This is a genomic window from Clostridium sp. FS41 (assembly GCF_000954015.1).
GTDB classification, from domain to species: Bacteria; Bacillota; Clostridia; order Lachnospirales; family Lachnospiraceae; genus Enterocloster; species Enterocloster citroniae.
This window is the reverse complement of record NZ_JYHN01000054.1, coordinates 64,368-81,036: the sequence shown is the minus strand read 5'-3', so window position 1 is coordinate 81,036 and position 16,669 is coordinate 64,368. Positions and strand designations below refer to the sequence as shown.

General features: G+C 50.4%; 14 protein-coding genes. 11 read left to right on the top strand and 3 right to left on the bottom strand.

All coding sequences use genetic code 11. From position 1 onward, the window contains the following. The first annotated feature begins 6 nt into the window (after positions 1-6). Positions 7-597 (top strand): peptide chain release factor H, encoded by a 591-nt coding sequence (gene prfH / locus CLFS41_RS09885; protein WP_045092182.1) that lies wholly within the window; start codon positions 7-9, stop codon positions 595-597. Here the strand turns inward: prfH and msrB are convergent. After that, complete coding sequence (gene msrB, locus CLFS41_RS09880) at positions 584-1,546, bottom strand: peptide-methionine (R)-S-oxide reductase MsrB (protein ID WP_045092181.1); 963 nt, start codon at positions 1,544-1,546, stop codon at positions 584-586. The two genes, prfH and msrB, sit on opposite strands and share 14 nt — an antisense overlap. A gap of 274 nt (positions 1,547-1,820) precedes the next feature. Continuing rightward, on the bottom strand, positions 1,821-3,236 hold the full coding sequence (locus CLFS41_RS09875; protein WP_045092180.1) for a sodium-dependent transporter: 1,416 nt from the start codon (positions 3,234-3,236) through the stop codon (positions 1,821-1,823). Positions 3,237-3,463: 227 nt separating this feature from the next. On the opposite strand from CLFS41_RS09875, the gene CLFS41_RS09870 reads away from it, so the two are divergent. The 3 genes from CLFS41_RS09870 to CLFS41_RS09860 all read left to right on the top strand — a co-directional run bounded on the left by CLFS41_RS09870 (position 3,464) and on the right by CLFS41_RS09860 (position 7,299). Continuing rightward, the gene (locus CLFS41_RS09870) at positions 3,464-4,192 is read left to right on the top strand and encodes a helix-turn-helix transcriptional regulator (RefSeq protein WP_045092179.1); all 729 of its coding nucleotides are present in this window, start codon (positions 3,464-3,466) and stop codon (positions 4,190-4,192) included. Between the two features lie 111 nt (positions 4,193-4,303). Next, complete coding sequence (locus CLFS41_RS28960) at positions 4,304-5,161, top strand: hypothetical protein (protein WP_052665693.1); 858 nt, start codon at positions 4,304-4,306, stop codon at positions 5,159-5,161. A gap of 8 nt (positions 5,162-5,169) precedes the next feature. Next, the gene (locus CLFS41_RS09860; protein ID WP_045092178.1) at positions 5,170-7,299 is read left to right on the top strand and encodes a penicillin-binding transpeptidase domain-containing protein; all 2,130 of its coding nucleotides are present in this window, start codon (positions 5,170-5,172) and stop codon (positions 7,297-7,299) included. A 13-nt stretch (positions 7,300-7,312) separates the two neighbouring features. Here CLFS41_RS09860 and CLFS41_RS09855 read toward each other — a convergent pair whose 3' ends face one another. Continuing rightward, entirely contained in the window at positions 7,313-8,452 is a 1,140-nt protein-coding gene (locus CLFS41_RS09855) for an ROK family transcriptional regulator (RefSeq protein WP_052665692.1), read from the bottom strand. Between the two features lie 282 nt (positions 8,453-8,734). Between CLFS41_RS09855 and CLFS41_RS09850 the strand changes: the two genes are divergently transcribed. The 7 genes from CLFS41_RS09850 to CLFS41_RS09820 all read left to right on the top strand — a co-directional run bounded on the left by CLFS41_RS09850 (position 8,735) and on the right by CLFS41_RS09820 (position 16,656). Next, positions 8,735-9,757 carry a zinc-dependent alcohol dehydrogenase family protein gene (locus CLFS41_RS09850; RefSeq protein WP_045092242.1) on the top strand — a complete coding sequence of 341 codons (1,023 nt, stop codon included), beginning with the start codon at positions 8,735-8,737 and terminating at the stop codon, positions 9,755-9,757. A gap of 235 nt (positions 9,758-9,992) precedes the next feature. Beyond that, complete coding sequence (locus CLFS41_RS09845; RefSeq protein ID WP_007864737.1) at positions 9,993-10,430, top strand: MarR family transcriptional regulator; 438 nt, start codon at positions 9,993-9,995, stop codon at positions 10,428-10,430. A gap of 14 nt (positions 10,431-10,444) precedes the next feature. Then, entirely contained in the window at positions 10,445-12,187 is a 1,743-nt protein-coding gene (locus CLFS41_RS09840; protein ID WP_045092177.1) for an ABC transporter ATP-binding protein, read from the top strand. Then, positions 12,184-14,037, top strand: coding sequence for an ABC transporter ATP-binding protein (locus CLFS41_RS09835; RefSeq protein WP_007864731.1), 1,854 nt, complete (start codon positions 12,184-12,186; stop codon positions 14,035-14,037). The genes CLFS41_RS09840 and CLFS41_RS09835 overlap by 4 nt, the downstream gene beginning before the upstream one ends. A 69-nt stretch (positions 14,038-14,106) precedes the next feature. Then, positions 14,107-14,736 carry a hypothetical protein gene (locus tag CLFS41_RS09830; protein WP_007864728.1) on the top strand — a complete coding sequence of 210 codons (630 nt, stop codon included), beginning with the start codon at positions 14,107-14,109 and terminating at the stop codon, positions 14,734-14,736. Positions 14,737-14,836: 100 nt separating this feature from the next. Next, positions 14,837-15,559 carry a response regulator transcription factor gene (locus tag CLFS41_RS09825; RefSeq protein WP_045092241.1) on the top strand — a complete coding sequence of 241 codons (723 nt, stop codon included), beginning with the start codon at positions 14,837-14,839 and terminating at the stop codon, positions 15,557-15,559. 110 nt (positions 15,560-15,669) lie between these two features. Further along, the gene (locus CLFS41_RS09820) at positions 15,670-16,656 is read left to right on the top strand and encodes an ATP-binding protein (protein WP_227161334.1); all 987 of its coding nucleotides are present in this window, start codon (positions 15,670-15,672) and stop codon (positions 16,654-16,656) included. Positions 16,657-16,669: the final 13 nt, after the last annotated feature.

Sequence of the window (16,669 nt, the reverse complement as noted above, 5' to 3'; positions counted from 1 at the left end):
GAGGGTATGAGAGTACAGATCAGTTCCGGGCAGGGCCCGGCGGAATGTGAGCTTGCAGTGGGATTATTGTTCAAACAGCTTCAAAGGGAGAGAACGGATATCCGCCTGATCCAAAGTGTCCGGGGACGCAATGCAGGTGGGTATTCTTCCATTCTGTTCGAGACAGAAGAAGATGTGCGGGAGTTGGAGGGCAGCGTACTTTGGGTATGCAAAAGCCCATTCCGCCCCGAGCACAAGCGGAAGAATTGGTATATTGACGTGAGCATGCTGGAACAGCTGCCGGATGTGGCAGAGGATATGCAGCTTTGCTTTGAAACCTTCCGCAGCGGAGGAAAGGGCGGACAGCATGTGAATAAGGTGGAGACAGGGGTGCGCGTTATCCATATCCCCACCGGGATATCGGTTGTGTCCACAGAGGCCCGGAGCCAGCACATGAATAAAAAGCTGGCCATAAACCGCCTGTGTGATATCCTTTCAGAAAAGAACCTGGAAAACAGGCAGAAGGAAAAGGAACTGGCGTGGCTGGAACACACCCGCCTGGAACGTGGAAATCCGGTGCGCATTTACGAAGGCATGAAGTTCATCAGGAGGAAGTGATCAGGTCTCTGTAAGCCCCATACCCCTCTGCCTCCATCCGGCTTAAGGGAATAAAACAAAGGGAGGCGCTGTTGATGCAGTATCGCAGTCCTCCCGATTCAATGGGACCATCGGAAAACACATGGCCCAGGTGGGAACCGCCTTCACGGCTTCGGATCTCCACACGGGTCATTCCATGGCTGTCATCATGGTGTTCCGTAACCGCCCCGGGATGGATGGGCCTTGTAAAGCTGGGCCAGCCGCAGCCTGAGTCAAACTTGTCATCGGAAACAAAGAGCGGCTCTCCGGTCACTACGTCCACGTAGATGCCCGGCTCCCTGGTTTCCCAATATTGACCGGAAAAGGGACGCTCTGTGGCTGAATTCTGGGTCACATCATACTGTTCCCGGGTCAATTTTTGTTTCAGGTCATTTACATCTGTGCGAATGCCCACTGTACCGTCCCGGCGCACCTTTAGGCGGTCAAGGCTGCTGAAATCAATATGGCAGTAGCCGTTGGGGTGGGCCTTGAGGTAGTCCTGGTGATCATCCTCCGCGGGATAAAAGCTTTTAAGAGTTTCAAACTCCACTGCCAGGGGTTTTTCATAATCCTTCTGCACCGCGGCTATGACGGTCAGGATTTCCGACATGTCCTCCTCGTCCGTATAATAGATGCCTGTCCTGTACTGGGTTCCCCTGTCATTTCCCTGCCTGTCCACACTTACAGGGTCAATGATCTTAAAAAACAACTGTGTCAGTATACGCAGTGTGACCACTGCAGGGTCATACACCACATGGACTGTTTCCGCAAATCCCGTCCTGCCGGAACACACATCTTCATAGGTGGGATCCTTCGTATTCCCATTGGCATAGCCGGAGATTGTATTAAGGACACCTGGAACCCTGGAAAAATATTCCTCCACACCCCAGAAGCATCCTCCTGCATAATATATTTCTTTTGGTACATTCATTGACCATTCCCCGCTTTCTTTGTGCTGGTGGATCCTATCATATAACGTAAGTGTCTCCATCTCCGCCGGTTATTATAACACAAGCGGCAAAGATGAAGTCAAACGTGTTTCCAGCGCTTACAGGAATCATTCCATTGACGCTCGGGGGTGGGCGGATCCCTATGTGACGGAAGATGAGATCAAGGAAAAGGTCTTAATCCGGTACTTCCCCCATATGGGAAGGATCCGGTAAACGCCGGATCCGGTAAAAGATAGACCCGCAAACAATCCGTTCTCATCCAAACCAGCCGCGGATTACGGTAAAGATACCGGCTGACTGTAAAAACAATACCGTCATCATGACAGGTGTCACATAGCGTATCATAAATGCGTACATTTTCTTGCGCTTAAAAACATTTCCATTTACTTCCATCTCCTCATTGATCCAGGATGGTTTAATGATCCAGCCCACAAAGATGCAGGTCAAAAGTGAGATAAAGGGCATCAGGAAGCTGTTGCTGATATAGTCCATCAGATCCAGCAGCTGGGCGGTCTGGCCGTTTGGCAGAGGCATTTCAAAGTAAAATACATTGTATCCCATACAGATGACCGCGGCAGCGCCCGCGAACAGGATGCCGATGATCAGGCTCATCTGCCGGCGGGATCTGTGAAACAGTTCCATGCAGTTGGCAACCAATGTCTCCATTATGGAGATACAGGAGGTCAGGGCGGCAAATGCCACCATGATAAAGAACACAAGACCGATCAGGGAACCGGCCTTTCCCATGGCGTCAAAGACCTTTGGAAGAGAAACAAACATCAGACTGGGGCCGGAAGCCATGCCTTCGGTGCCGGAGAACACGAACACGGCTGGAATGATCATAAGTCCTGCCAGGAACGCAACTCCTGTGTCGAAGAATTCAATCTGGCTTAGGGAACGGTTCAGATTAACCTCTTTTTTCACATAGGAGCCATATGTGATCATGATGCCCATGGAAACACTCAATGAAAAGAACAGCTGGCTCATGGCATCCAGAAGGATCTCCAGGAAACGCTTAAAAGTGATCCCTTCCAGATTGGGGATGATATACACCCCCAGCCCCTGAAGACCCGTACGTGTGACTCCGTTTCCATCCGTATATTTAAGGGTAAGGGAGAAAAACGCAATGCCCATGATCATGAAGATCAGTCCAGGCATGATGATCCTGGAAAACTGTTCAATTCCTTTTTCCACGCCCCGGTACACGATAAAGGCAGTGGCTGCCAAAAAGATCAGCATAAAAACCACCGGTGATGCCTTGGACGTGATAAAGGAAGTAAAATAACCGTCCTGTGCCGCTTCTGAACCGCTGGCAGTGAGATAAGCCACAATATACTTTGTGACCCACCCACCAATCACGGAATAGTAGGTCATAATCAGTGCCGGCACAAGAAAGGTAAGATATCCCAGGAAGTTCCATTTTTTGTTGATGGTGCCAAATGCCTTGAGGGCATTCTGCTTTGTCTTTCTTCCAATGGCCACATCTGTGGTAAGAAGGGTAAATCCAAAGGTCAGTACCAGCACAAAATATATGATAAGGAACAGCCCGCCCCCGTCCTTTGCGGCCAGGTAAGGAAAGCGCCATATATTTCCAACGCCCACCGCACTTCCTGCCGCAGATAATACAAATCCGATCGAACCGCTGAAACTGCTTTTCTTTTTGGTGTCCATAAAACTCCCCCATTTTTCATATGTTATAAAATTCAAACATGCTATAGTCTATCAGAAATGTCCCATAAATCAAACAGAAGAATGTTTCGCTAAAATAAACTTTTCAGGCAAAAAGTTTATTCTTAGTAGAATTTTAATGAAAGATGATGTATGATATTGTATTGGATATGTAAAATATACAAAAGTGTGTATTTTAAAGAAACTTTTAGGAGATCACAGGAGGTACTATGAACAAGATCAGTTTGCATATAGGCGACAGGATACGCATGTACCGGAAGGCCCGGGGACTGACCCTGCAGCAGCTGGCGGACATGATCCACAAAAGCCGTGCAAGTGTGAGCAAATACGAAAACGGGGAGATCACACTGGATGTTGAGACCCTGTGTGAGATAGCTCGGGTGCTGATGCTCAGCCCCGGGCAGCTGATGGATATCCAGCCCGCTCTTCCCAAAACAGCGGAGACAGCATTTCATATCCCTGCTAAAAGTCCCTTTTTTCAGGCGAAGCGGCTGTATTTTTATTTTTATGACGGCAGGTACAAACGTCTGAAGGATGGGATCATTGATATATATGAAAGGGAAAATGCCCCGGGCAACTATGAGGCCACCTTGTCCATCAGCGCTGTAACCCCTGCCGGAAGGAGCAGTGAGATCTATTACACCGGAAAGGTGGTTTACAGTGATATGCTCATCCGGTTCTCCTTTGTAAACCAGTGCAATGCCCTGGAGGAGGACCTGCTTTATATATTCAACCCATTGGAGATCAGGGATTCCACCGTGGGGCTGCTGTGCGGTATATCCAGCGCGGACCTGATGCCCTGCGCCTTTAAGTGCCTTGTGACCCTGACGCCCCAGGAACACACGGAGAATTTTAAGCAGCAGCTTCTGATCACCAAAAAGGAACTTCAGAAATGGCAAAAGCTGAATATGCTCATTGTGGACAACCGGGAACTGTAGTCCCTTTCGTTCCTGAATTGTAAAACTACCATGCAGAAATCTCAATAAAAACTTAAAGCTTGGCCTCTGTAAATATAGTATAATTGTAACAGTTCAAGGCGGCTTGCCTTCTTGACCGAAAAAACCACCCCAAAGGAGGAACAGGAATTGCAATCCCTCAGACAGATAAAACGCTCGCGTCTCATAGCCGCGGCCCTCATTGCCCTGGCTGCGCTTTTTGTCATATGGAACTTATATGACACGGAATTCCATTATACGAATACAGAGGAGGGCAGGCTGTCGGCCCTACAGGATTACATCCCCGGTACTGATTCCCAAACCGGGAAGGTCGGCCCTGATGATCCCCTTCAGGTGATCGCCTGGCAGACTGCCAACAACCGGCTGTTTATTTTCTATGCCGCAAAAAACAGGGACAATGTACACGGGATCCTGCACCTTCAAAAGGGGATAAACGGCAAATACAGGCCTGTGAACGCAAGCATAACGCCTTTTCCTTTTACCTCCGGTGTGTACAGTGAAACCCTGTGGGTGAAAGGAACGGACTGGAGTCCTGTGATACTGGCCGGGGACGGCTGTGAAACCATTGATTCATTCCAAGTGGAATATGGGGCAGGGATCGCGGAGGACGGGATCCAGGACACCGTTACAGCCAGTATGACCTATCCGGTGGAACAGGGGGATTTCCTCTGGCTGCTGGACAGGAAGGAACTGCTGGAACAGCTGGGGCTTGCAGGGAAGGACCCTGTCCGGATCTCAGTGAACACCATCCGCCTTCTGGATACGGATGGCGGGGACGTCACCGGCCAGTACACGGATGATCTTGTCAATGACAGCTGGAGCAGCAGCAAGGGGACTGCAGAGATGGGCATGGTGTATGTGTTTATAGGGATCACCGCAATATTGGGAGTGATCGTTGTCCGGTATTTTTTAACAAATGATAAAATAAAATCAAAAAGGGACAGGAATTGAGGTATCGTATGCGAAGCAGAAGAAAGAGAAAGAACAAGGGCAGGGCAGCAGCCATTGTCATAGCTGTCCTGGCTGTTGCCGCCGGTTTGGCCGGTGGTTCCTATTACTATATACAGGGCCTGAAAAAGGCGGAAATTCCTGCCCCGGATGAGTTGTTTGCCCAATACACCTCCTACCTGGCCCATGGCAGATACGAAGATATGTACGATATGCTGGATGAGCAGAGCAGGCAGGAGATCAGCCTGGAGGATTTTGTCATCCGCAACAAAAACATATATGAAGGCATCGAGGCCGGTAATATCCAGTCACAGATCAGTGCAGTGGAGGAGCCAAAGGAACATGTGGCAATTGTCAGTTACCAGATGAGCCTGGACACAATTGCAGGACCGGTTTCCTTTCCCAACCAGGTAACCTTTGTGAAAAGCCGGGAGGACAATCTTTACCGGATGGCCTGGAGTGACCGTGTGATCTTTCCTGAATTCGGGAGTACGGACAAGGTGCGGGTGTTTACGGAAAAGGCGGAGAGGGGACAGATCTACGACAGGAACGGAACACTTCTGGCAGGAAAGGGAACCGCCTCCCTGGTGGGCCTTGTTCCCGGTAAAATGCAGGAGGACCCATCCTCCGATTTGGAGCGGCTGTCTGAACTTTTAGGCATTTCCACTGAAAGCATAGAAAAAAAGCTGAGCGCCGGATGGGTCAAAGATGACTCTCTGGTCCCCATTAAAACCCTGAAAAAGGTGGATGAACTGAATCTTCAGTCCCAGTATCCCACTGAATCCAATGTGCAAAACCGTGGGCTTCAGGATACACTTCTTGCCATTCCCGGGGTGATGATCACCGACACCCAGGTGCGCACATATCCCCTGGGCGAGCAGGCCGCCCATCTGGTGGGGTATGTGCAGAATGTCACTGCAGAGGATCTGGAAAAACATCCGGGAGAGGGGTATCTGACCGACAGCGTGATCGGACGGAGCGGAATGGAGGCATTGTTTGAAAAGGAGCTAAAGGGGACCAATGGCTGTACGGTGGCCATCATACGGTCCGATGGTTCCCTGAACCGGAATCTGGCATCCATTCCCAAACAGGATGGGACGGATATCACGCTGACCATTGACAGTGATCTTCAGCGCATAATTTATCAGGCATTTGAGACAGATAAAAGCTGTACCGTGGCCATGGATCCATGGACCGGTGAAGTCCTTGCCCTGGTAAGCACTCCGTCCTATGATAACAACGACTTTATCCTGGGGATGTCCCAGGATAAATGGGCCGCCTTAAATGAGGATTCCCGCAATCCTCTGTTAAACCGTTTCAGGCAGAAGTTCGCCCCCGGCTCCTCCTTTAAACCCATCACAGCAGCCATTGGACTGGCTTCTGAGACCCTGGATCCAAATGAGGATTATGGGAATGAGGGCCTGAGCTGGCAGAAGGACCGGAGCTGGGGGAGCTATTACGTTACCACCCTCCATGAAACCGATCCGGCCAACCTGGAAAACGCCCTGGTGCTTTCCGATAACATTTATTTCGCAAAGGCGGCCCTGAATATCGGCTATGACACCTTTGCAAAGTCTATGGACCGGCTGGGCTTTGGTCAGGAGCTTCCCTTTGAGATCGCTGTGGCCAAGTCCCAGTACTCCAATACCGAAACCATTGAGACGGAGATCCAGCTGGCGGACAGCGGATACGGGCAGGGACAGGTATTGGTAAATCCCATTCATCTGGCCTCCCTGTATACCATGTTCCCCAATCAGGGCACCGTCATAAAGCCCCGGCTGGTATACGAAGCCGGAATGGAAGCCGAACCATGGCTGGACCGTGTATTTACGCCGGAGATAACAGACCGCATTGCAGAGGGCATGAAAAAGGTTGTTTCCTCTGAACACGGCACCGGGCGCGCCGCCTTTCGCTCTGACCTGGAGCTGGCGGGAAAGACGGGAACAGCGGAGATCAAAGCGTCCAAATCAGATACCTCCGGTACAGAGCTGGGCTGGTTTGCCGTATATACCACGGATCCCGGACTCACAACCCCGGTGCTCCTGGTAAGCATGGTGGAGGATGTAAAAAACGCGGGCGGAAGCGGACTTGTGGTGAGAAAGGATAAGGCGGTGCTGGATGCCTATATTCCTTCAAACTAAGGCTAAATGAAACTCAAAATGAATCCAGAAACTTCCTGACCAGTGAAATAGCTGCCCCAGGGGCTGCGGAATCCTCTGTAAAAACACTGCGGCGCAGATATACGGGGGAGGATTTAAAGGGGCATTCCTCATTGACATACCGGGTCAGAAGGGAAAAATCCTGATCCTCCATGAATCTCTGCAAATATCCTCCGATCACATATTCGCAGTCCAGCAGCATACGGATATTGCTGATGGCAAGTGCAAGGTCATGGAGGTAATGGTCCCAGATTACGGCGCGTTCCCTGCTGCCTGCGCGAAGGGCAGAAAAGAACCCTTTAAGGGCTTCCCCTGCCTGAAGCTGCAGTGCATAGGCGGAACAGTAGGCTTCAATACAGCCTTTCTTTCCACAGTAGCAGGAACGTCCTCCCGGGTACAGTCTCATATGTTCAATGACGTTGCTGCTGAGCGCGTGGCCGCGGTGCACCTGGCCGTTGATGATCAGCGCTCCTCCAAAATTGCGGGTCAGCAGCAGGAGCACGGCATCCTTCAGATCCTTTTGGGCCCAGACCTCTGCAGTGGCTGAAGCTTCCGTATCGTGGATCATGGTGCAGGGATATGGGATATGCCTTTTGATCTCCTCCAAGGTCAGATCCGTACAGTCCAGGATCTCTCCATAGATAACCGCGGTCCCGTCAGCGGATACAAGCCCCTGCAGGGCAATGGACACCCCAAGGACCTGATCCTGCCGGTAGGGCGTGAGGGAGACAAACTCCCGGACCGATGTGCCCAGCTGCTCAAAGTACGCAGATGTGCGGGCAAAGGGAATGGGAAATTCCTCCGCCTTTAAGATCTTGCCATACAGATCCGCCATAACAATTCCATATGATTCTTTTAGCAGGATGACTCCAACGGAAATACGCGCATCCGATACAAAGCAGTATATCTGCGCCTTGCGCCCACCGGTGGATTCATAAAGCCCCCTGCGTTCAATTAATCCCAGGTTTTCAAATTCCTTCAGGTTCTGTGTCACTGTGGGCAGGCTCATGGAGAGCTTACGGCTGATATCCTGCTTGGAGATCTCTTTGTGCTCATAAACAATCCGCAGGACCCTGCGGCGGTTGGTAACACGCAGCTCTGAGGAAGTCACCGATGAAGTTTCAGCTGACATCATTTAATACACTCCTTTTGCAATTCACTTTTATAAAAGTTGACATTCTTATTTTACCTGTAAATGTCCCCAAAGTAAAGCAGTAAGATGCCCCGTACACCAAGAATACGCCCCAGTTCCCACGCCCCTGTTCCCATGTCCCAGTTCCCATCTCCCAGTTCCCACGCAAAAAGAGATTGACATTACATCCCTCCCGTGTTATTGTTAATTCAGATAAGCAAAGTACTTTTGTATAAGTTATTTTTCAAACTGTTTTATGATGAAAACAGGGAAAGGAATGTTTGGATGAAGGGAAATTACTTTTTAGGGGACAAAAAGTTCCGGCTGGATGAGATCCCTGTACCGGAAACAGGGGAACATGATGTGCTGATCCGCGTTGCCGCCTGCGGTATCTGCGGCACGGACGTACATATTTATCACGGGAGCAAAGGTTCGGCCGAAGTGCATCCTCCGGTGATCCTTGGACATGAACTGGCCGGGGTTGTGGAAAAGACAGGCAGCGCCGTCACCACGGTAAAGCCGGGAGACCATGTCACTGTGGATCCCAACAGCTATTGCAGCAAATGCCATTACTGCAAGATTGGGAAAAAACAGGTCTGTGAAAGCCTCTACGCAGTGGGCGTCAACAGGGACGGCGGTTTTGCCCAGTACTGTGCCGTACCGGAGACGCAGTGCTATCAGCTTGACAAAGAAATCCCCTTAAAGTACGGCGCCATGACAGAGCCTTTGGCCTGCTGTATCCACGGGATTGACCGGATCGGTCTGGTGCCCGGCAACACTGTCTGCGTTATCGGGGGCGGTGCCATCGGACTTATAATGGTTCAGCTGGCAAAACTGTCAGGCGCTTCCAAGGTGGTTTTAAGCGAGCCGGTGTCCATGAGGCGTGAGATCGGAATGAAAGTGGGTGCGGACGCGGTCATTGACCCGGTGCACGAGGAGATCGGACAGCGGCTGACAGAGATCCTGGGAACGCCGGGAGCTGACGTTGTCATCGAGTGCGTGGGAATACCGGCCGCAGCGGAACAGGCGTTTAAAGCAGCGGGTAAAGGGGCTGTCATTCTGCTTTTCAGCGTACCCAGTCCCGGTTCCACCTACGCCATGCATCTGGAGGAGATCTTCCAAAAGGAACTGACCATTGTGGGGTCCATCATTAATCCGGATACCCACGGCCGCGCTGTCGCCCTTATTAACAGCAATGCCATTCAGCTGGAGCCTCTGATCACCCATTCATTTCCGCTGGACCAGCTGGAACAGGCGATCCTGGCACAGCAAAGTTCAGAATCCATTAAGGTGATCGTTGAACCATAACATATAATCGAACAGAAATCCACTTGGTCAAAGGACCTCCGCTTTCCCATATCTGCACCCATACGCAGACATGGGAAAGCGGAGGTCCTTTTATATTTATCCTATCCCGCCTTATACGGTGTATATAGTTTATAAAATATTCAGAAATCCTTCATTGACATTGCAGTCAGTGCTATGATAGTATAGTCCACACAGTGAATAGTAAAATATACGGACTAATTGAGGAGGATAACCTATGAACCATCCAAGCGTGAGAGAGCAGTTACGACAGTTTTTTGATATTATGGATTCCATTGAAGACCTGTATGAAACCTACGCCAAATCAGTGGGGCTGACCTATGCCGGCCTTCTTGTGCTGGATATCATATATGACACGCCTGAAAACTGCACCCAGAAATTCATCTGCGAACAGCTCCATTTTCCAAAGCAGAGCGTCAACCAACTCATACGCGGACTGTTGGACAACGGTTACGTGGAGATGAAGGAAATGGACTTTGACCGGCGCAATAAGGTTATCAAGTTTACCCCATCCGGCCAGGAGTACGCAGACCAGGTAATGGGGCGCCTGATGGAGGCGGAAGAGGCTGCCATGGGTCAGCTTTCCTTTGAACAGAGACAGGGGCTGCTCCAATTGCTGCAGATCATGAAACATGGTTTTGAGAAAAATATATAAAGGAGAATTATTTAATGCTAAAACTAATGGTTTTTTTGAAACCATACAAAAAATGGACTGTTTTTATGTTCCTGCTCCTGTTCATTCAGGTATTGGGAACCCTGTATATTCCAACCCTTACCGCAGGTATTGTTAACAGCGGGATCGTGGCAGGCGATCTGAACTATGTGCGTGAAACCGGGGTTTTTATGCTGGTTGTCGCCTTATTCACTGCAGGCGTGTCCATTGGAGGCACCTACATTTCCACCTATATTGCAACCGGGATGGGAAGTGATATACGCAAACGCTTATTTTTCAAAGTCCAGTCATTTTCCGCAAATGATTTTAACCGGTTTGGTGCAGCTTCCATGATCACCCGCAGTACCAGTGATGTGGTCCAGATCCAGCAGGCATTTTCAGCCCTGGTCCAGATGCTGCTTCCCGCTCCCTTCATGACCATTGCCGGGCTGATCCTGGCTTTTTCCAAGAACAGGCTCCTGGCCTTCATCATATTGGGGCTTATGATGTTCCTGATCGCTTTTTCCGCAATTGTGATCACCAGGGTAACCCCTATGTTTGAACATCTCCAGACCCTGATGGATAAGATCAACCGTACGGTCAGGGACAATATCATCGGCGTAAGGGTGATCCGGGCCTTTAACCGTACCGGCCATGAAAAGGCAAGGGTGGATCAGTCTTTTGCAGATTACGCCAAAATTGCCATAAGAGCCAACAAGTTTTTTGCCTGCGTACTTCCCATGGTCATGGGTGTAATGAGCCTGTGCACCCTGCTGATCCTGTGGTTTGGCGGGAAACAGGTGGCTGCCGGAAACATGCAGATCGGTGATATCATGGCGATCATTGAGTATGCAGTGCTGATCCTCATGTATCTGATCATGGGGGTTGCCGTATTTGCCATGGTGCCCAGGGCCCAGGCCTGTGCACAGCGCATCAATGCGGTTCTTGATATGGAGCCCGAAATCTCAGACAACGTTGTTTCAGGCAAGGTCGTGAAATTAGAGGATCCCGTTTCCCATGGGGAAGTGGAGTTTAGAAATGTCACATTCCGCTATGAACACGCGGAGGAGGATGTACTCCATGGTATCAGTTTTTCCGTCCGCAAAGGCCAGACCACCGCAATCATCGGGGGGACCGGCTCCGGCAAGTCCACCATTGCCAGCCTGCTGATGCGTTTTTATGATATACAGGAAGGCAATATACTGATCAAAGGAAGAGACATACGGGAGTACGGTCAGCGGGAACTGAGGGATATGATCGGCTATGTGCCCCAGAAAGCGTTCCTGTTCAGCGGGACCATTGCCGATAACCTGCGCCATGGAAAAAAAGATGCCACGGACCTGGAAATGCACCATGCAGCCGCCATTGCCCAGATTGATGATTTTATCCGTGAACATAAAAAGGGCCTGGATGCTCCCGTATCACAGGGGGGCGGCAATTTTTCCGGCGGACAAAAACAGCGTCTGTCCATTGCAAGGGCTGTTATAAAAGAACCGGATATCTTCCTGTTTGACGACAGCTTTTCCGCCCTTGATTTTAAGACGGATGCAAAGCTTCGCAAAGCGTTAAAGCAGGAAGTAAAGGAGAGTGCTGTTATCATTGTGGCACAGAGGATCAGTACCATTACCGATGCGGACCAGATCATTGTTCTGGATGAGGGCCGGATCGTTGGAAAGGGTACCCATGAAACATTGATGGCAGACTGTTCCGTGTACCAAAACATTGCCCAATCCCAATTAAGTCAGGAGGAATCCGCATGAGTGAGGAAAAAGACATCCTGGAAAGCCAGAGTTCCATTGAATTGTTTGGGGATGAAATGTCGGCTGACCGGGCCCAAAATATCAAAGGCACGGCAAAACGTTTTTTCAGGGATCTGATGAAACAGAGAGCCAAGATACTGGCAGTGGTTCTCTGCATCATAGCCGCCGCCGTGTTTAATATCATCACGCCTGCCCTGATCGGCCAGGCCATCAACCAGATTTATGACGGCATAAAGAATGCCGTATCCCAGGGCACCGCCTTCCAGGTCAACGTGTCCACCATGGGTAAGATCATATGGGTGATCGCAGTGCTTTACCTGTTCAGCGCCCTGTTCAGTTTTCTTGAACAGTATATCATGGCCAGCATTTCCCAGGACATCTCCCTGTCCATGCGCAGGTCCATCAGTGAAAAACTGAACCGGCTGCCTCTTTGTTACTATGATACCCACAAGAAAGGAGATATCCTGAGCCGTGTCACCAGTGACCTGGAAAAGGTGGCGGACACATTGCAGGAAGGCTTAAGCCAGCTGATCACATCCGTGGTGACCATTGCGGGGGCATTTATCATGATGATGGTGATCAGCCCCTCACTGACCATGATCGCCCTGGGCAGCATTGTGGTAAGCGTGGTCACAGCAGCCCTGATCTCCCTTAAAACCAACCGGTATTATGCAGCGAACCAGGCTGCTCTGGGGGAGTTGAACGCCAGCATTGAGGAGGCATTTACGGGAAATGCCATTATTAAAGCATTTAACCTGCAGGATGAAATGGTAAAAACCAATGACGAACTCAATGACAAGCTGCAGAAGGAATCCACAAAGGCACAGTTCATCACCTACGCCATCACGCCCCTGGTGCGTTTTCTGGGGCAGATCGGCTATGTCATCATTGCTGTGCGCGGCGCTGTATCCGTTATCAGCGGCACTATTACAATCGGTGAAATCCAGGCCATCTTCCAGTATATCAATCAGATTACCGAGCCGGTTACCCAGCTGTCCTATATAATAAACCGACTGCAGGGTGCAATCGCATCAGCGGAGCGGGTTTACCAGATACAGGATGAACTGGAGGAGATACCGGACACTGCCAAAGAACAGCTGCTGCCGCAGCCAAAGGGAAATGTTTCCTTTGAACATGTACGGTTCGGATATCACAGGGACAGGATTTTAATGGAGGATATCAATATCTCGGTCCGGGCAGGAAGCAAGGTGGCCATTGTGGGGCCAACCGGAGCAGGCAAGACCACCCTGGTAAATCTGCTGATGCGCTTTTATGAACTGCAGGGAGGTAAAATAACCATTGACAATGTCAATATCAATGAAATGAGCCGCAGGGAGCTGCGTTCCATCCTGGGTATGGTTTTGCAGGACACATGGCTTTTTAACGGAACCATTGCGGAGAATATCGCATACGGGCGAAGCGGGGCAACCGGTCCGGAGATCCGCCAGGCAGCAAAAGCAGCCAGGATCGACCACTTTATCCGTACCCTGCCCCAGGGTTACCAGACCATGGTGGATGATGAGCTCCTTGGCATGTCCGTGGGACAAAAGCAGCTCCTTACCATTGCAAGAGCCATACTCGCGGACCCGTCCATCCTGATCCTGGATGAGGCCACCTCCAGCGTGGATACCAGGACAGAGATCGAGATACAAAAGGCAATGGGGAACCTGATGAAGGGGCGGACCAGTTTTGTCATCGCCCACAGACTTTCCACCATACGGGATGCGGATCTGATCCTGGTCATGCGGGAGGGCACCATCATTGAACACGGTACCCATGACGGCCTAATCAGGCAAAGAGGGTTTTACGCGGACTTGTACAACAGCCAGTTTGCTGCAAAAGCTTCGTAAGTTTTAAGAGAATTACCCCTTTTCACAGAAGCTGCAAAATGATAAGATAATGTAAAAAAGGAGTTTTGCATGTTTCCAGTGAGTACCTATGAGGAAATCGTTAAAAAAGAACGGGAATTAAACGAAAAACATATTATTGTCCTGCTGTTTGTCCGTCCCAGCCTTCCGGGAGCCCGGGAAATCGTGGAGGAGTTCAGCTATCTTTATTATAACTCCAGCAGGTACTGCTCCATCTATGCTGTGGGATATACCAATGACCCGGAGACAGGCGGCGGCTACCGGAAGGTCTATGAGATCGGCAGCAGTGCGTGGTATTACAGCGACAGGGTATTTGTGGATTTTAAAAGGCAGCTGGAGCGGCGCCTGAAGTGGAGGTACAGCGGGGAGATCGAGGCTATCATCCTTCAAAGCAACCCGGATGGGAGAGAGATCCTGAATTTTCAAAATTATGTGGCCATTGACGTGAACTACGGGATCAGGAACGGGTATCTGGATTCATTCTCACGTTTTATGGAATCCCTGGTGCGGTATTCCGAGGTGCAGGTAGAAGCCGCCCAGGTGGTAAAGGATCTCAGGAAACAGACATTTCATCTGGGTGATATGATGGGGGAGGCCATTGAGGAAAGCAAGCGGATTCCGGGCCCCTTAAAACGGATTCTAAAGGACCGCTTGTTTTACCGGACCTCCCGGTCTTATTAATCCGTGTACGCTCGGATTGATCCGTGTACGCTCGGGAGCTTACCGGCCCCCATCTTTGCATCTGATCTTGCCGGAGTACACACCCATGTTTGGAGGAAGCATGTATCATATATTGATCGTAGAAGATGACAACACCATAACCAATGTTCTGAAACGCACACTGGAAAAGTGGAATTACCAGGTGGCGGCAGTCACTGACTTCAGCCGCGTCCTGGAACAGTTTGAACAGACAGCGCCGGATCTGGTCCTGCTCGATATTTCGCTTCCCTTTTTTGACGGCTACTACTGGTGCGGCCAGATCCGCAGACTAAGCCAGGTGCCTATCATTTTCATATCCTCTGCCTCGGATGATATGAACCTGGTGATGGCAGTAAATCTGGGGGCGGATGATTTCCTGGCCAAGCCCTTTAAACTGGAAGTGGTTTTGGCGAAAATACAGGCGCTGCTGCGCAGGACCTATACATTTAATGAACAAAAGACCGTACTGAGAGCGGGTGCTGCTGTCCTTAACATAGGAGACGGATCCCTGGCCTCAGGCAGTGGAAAACTGGATCTGACCAAGAATGAACTGCGGATCATGAAATGTCTGATGGAGCAGAAAGGCCGGGTGGTATCCCGGGACAGCATCATCCGGTATTTGTGGGAGAGCGAACATTTTATCGATGATAATACCCTTACCGTTAATATGACGCGTCTTCGCAAAAAACTGGAAAGCATCGGGTTAAAGGGACTGATTGAGACAAAAAAGGGACTTGGGTATCTTCTGTCTGAAGCAGGAATCTGCAACGAGGCAGCTATGAGGCAAGAGGAGGTAAGGTCATGATCTCCCTCTTTTTTTCGTATTGTAAAGAACGCACACCCTTTCGTTTTCCAATGATCCTTCTCCTTCTAGTCACTGTAATCTGGTGGCTGCAGGACCTTCCGTGGCAATCCATGACATATATCCTCCTGCTCAGTTCAGCCTGTGTACTCACCTGCACGATCCTGGATTTCTTAACCGATCTGCGAACCTGCCGCAGGATCCGGGAGCTGACGCTTCAGGCGGAGAATGGACTATTTCTGCCTCCGCTGCCTGCTAAAGATGAAGATGGCAGGAATGAAGAGAAGAAAAATGAAGGGGACAAAAATAAAGGGGGCCTTGAACAAACAGGAGTCCCTGCCGGTGGAAAAGATGAACAATGGATCCATCTGGTCCGTCTCTGGCAGCAGCGCTGCAAGGAGGAAAAGGAGAGGAGCAGGGAAGAAAAGCAAAAGAACAGCCGATATTATACTCTATGGTCCCACCAGATCAAAACACCGGTCTCCGCCATGAATCTGCTGCTTCAGGAGGATCAGGTGGACCGCCAGGCAATGGAGCAGGAGCTGCTGAAGGCTGAACAGTATGTGGATATGGCGCTGCAGTACCAGCGTCTGGACCAGGCCGGCCGTGACCTGGTATTAAAGGAATACAGCCTGGATTCCCTGGTCAAAAAAGCAGTCCGGCAATGCGCCCCCATTTTCATCTATAACAAGACCGCGGTCCATCTAGAGCCGTTAAAGGGAGCCGTGCTCACTGACGAAAAATGGTTCCTGTTTGTCCTGGAACAGATTCTGTGCAATGCCATAAAATACACCCGGCAGGGGGACATACGCATCTATGTAACCGGATCTGAGCATATGGCTGCCTCCGGCGATTGGGCCGGGTCTGAACTGGTGATCGAGGACAATGGCATAGGTATACGCAGGGAAGACATCCCCAGAGTGTTTGAATGGGGGTATACCGGATATAACGGACGGCAGGAAAAACGTTCAACAGGCATTGGCCTGTTCCTCTGCCGCCAGGCCATGGAAATGCTTGGACAGACCATCCGCATCGATTCCCGGGAAGGAGAGGGGACGCGGGTATATCTCGGCTTATCCGGAAGCCTTTCAAAAATGTAAGGTTCAAAGGGAA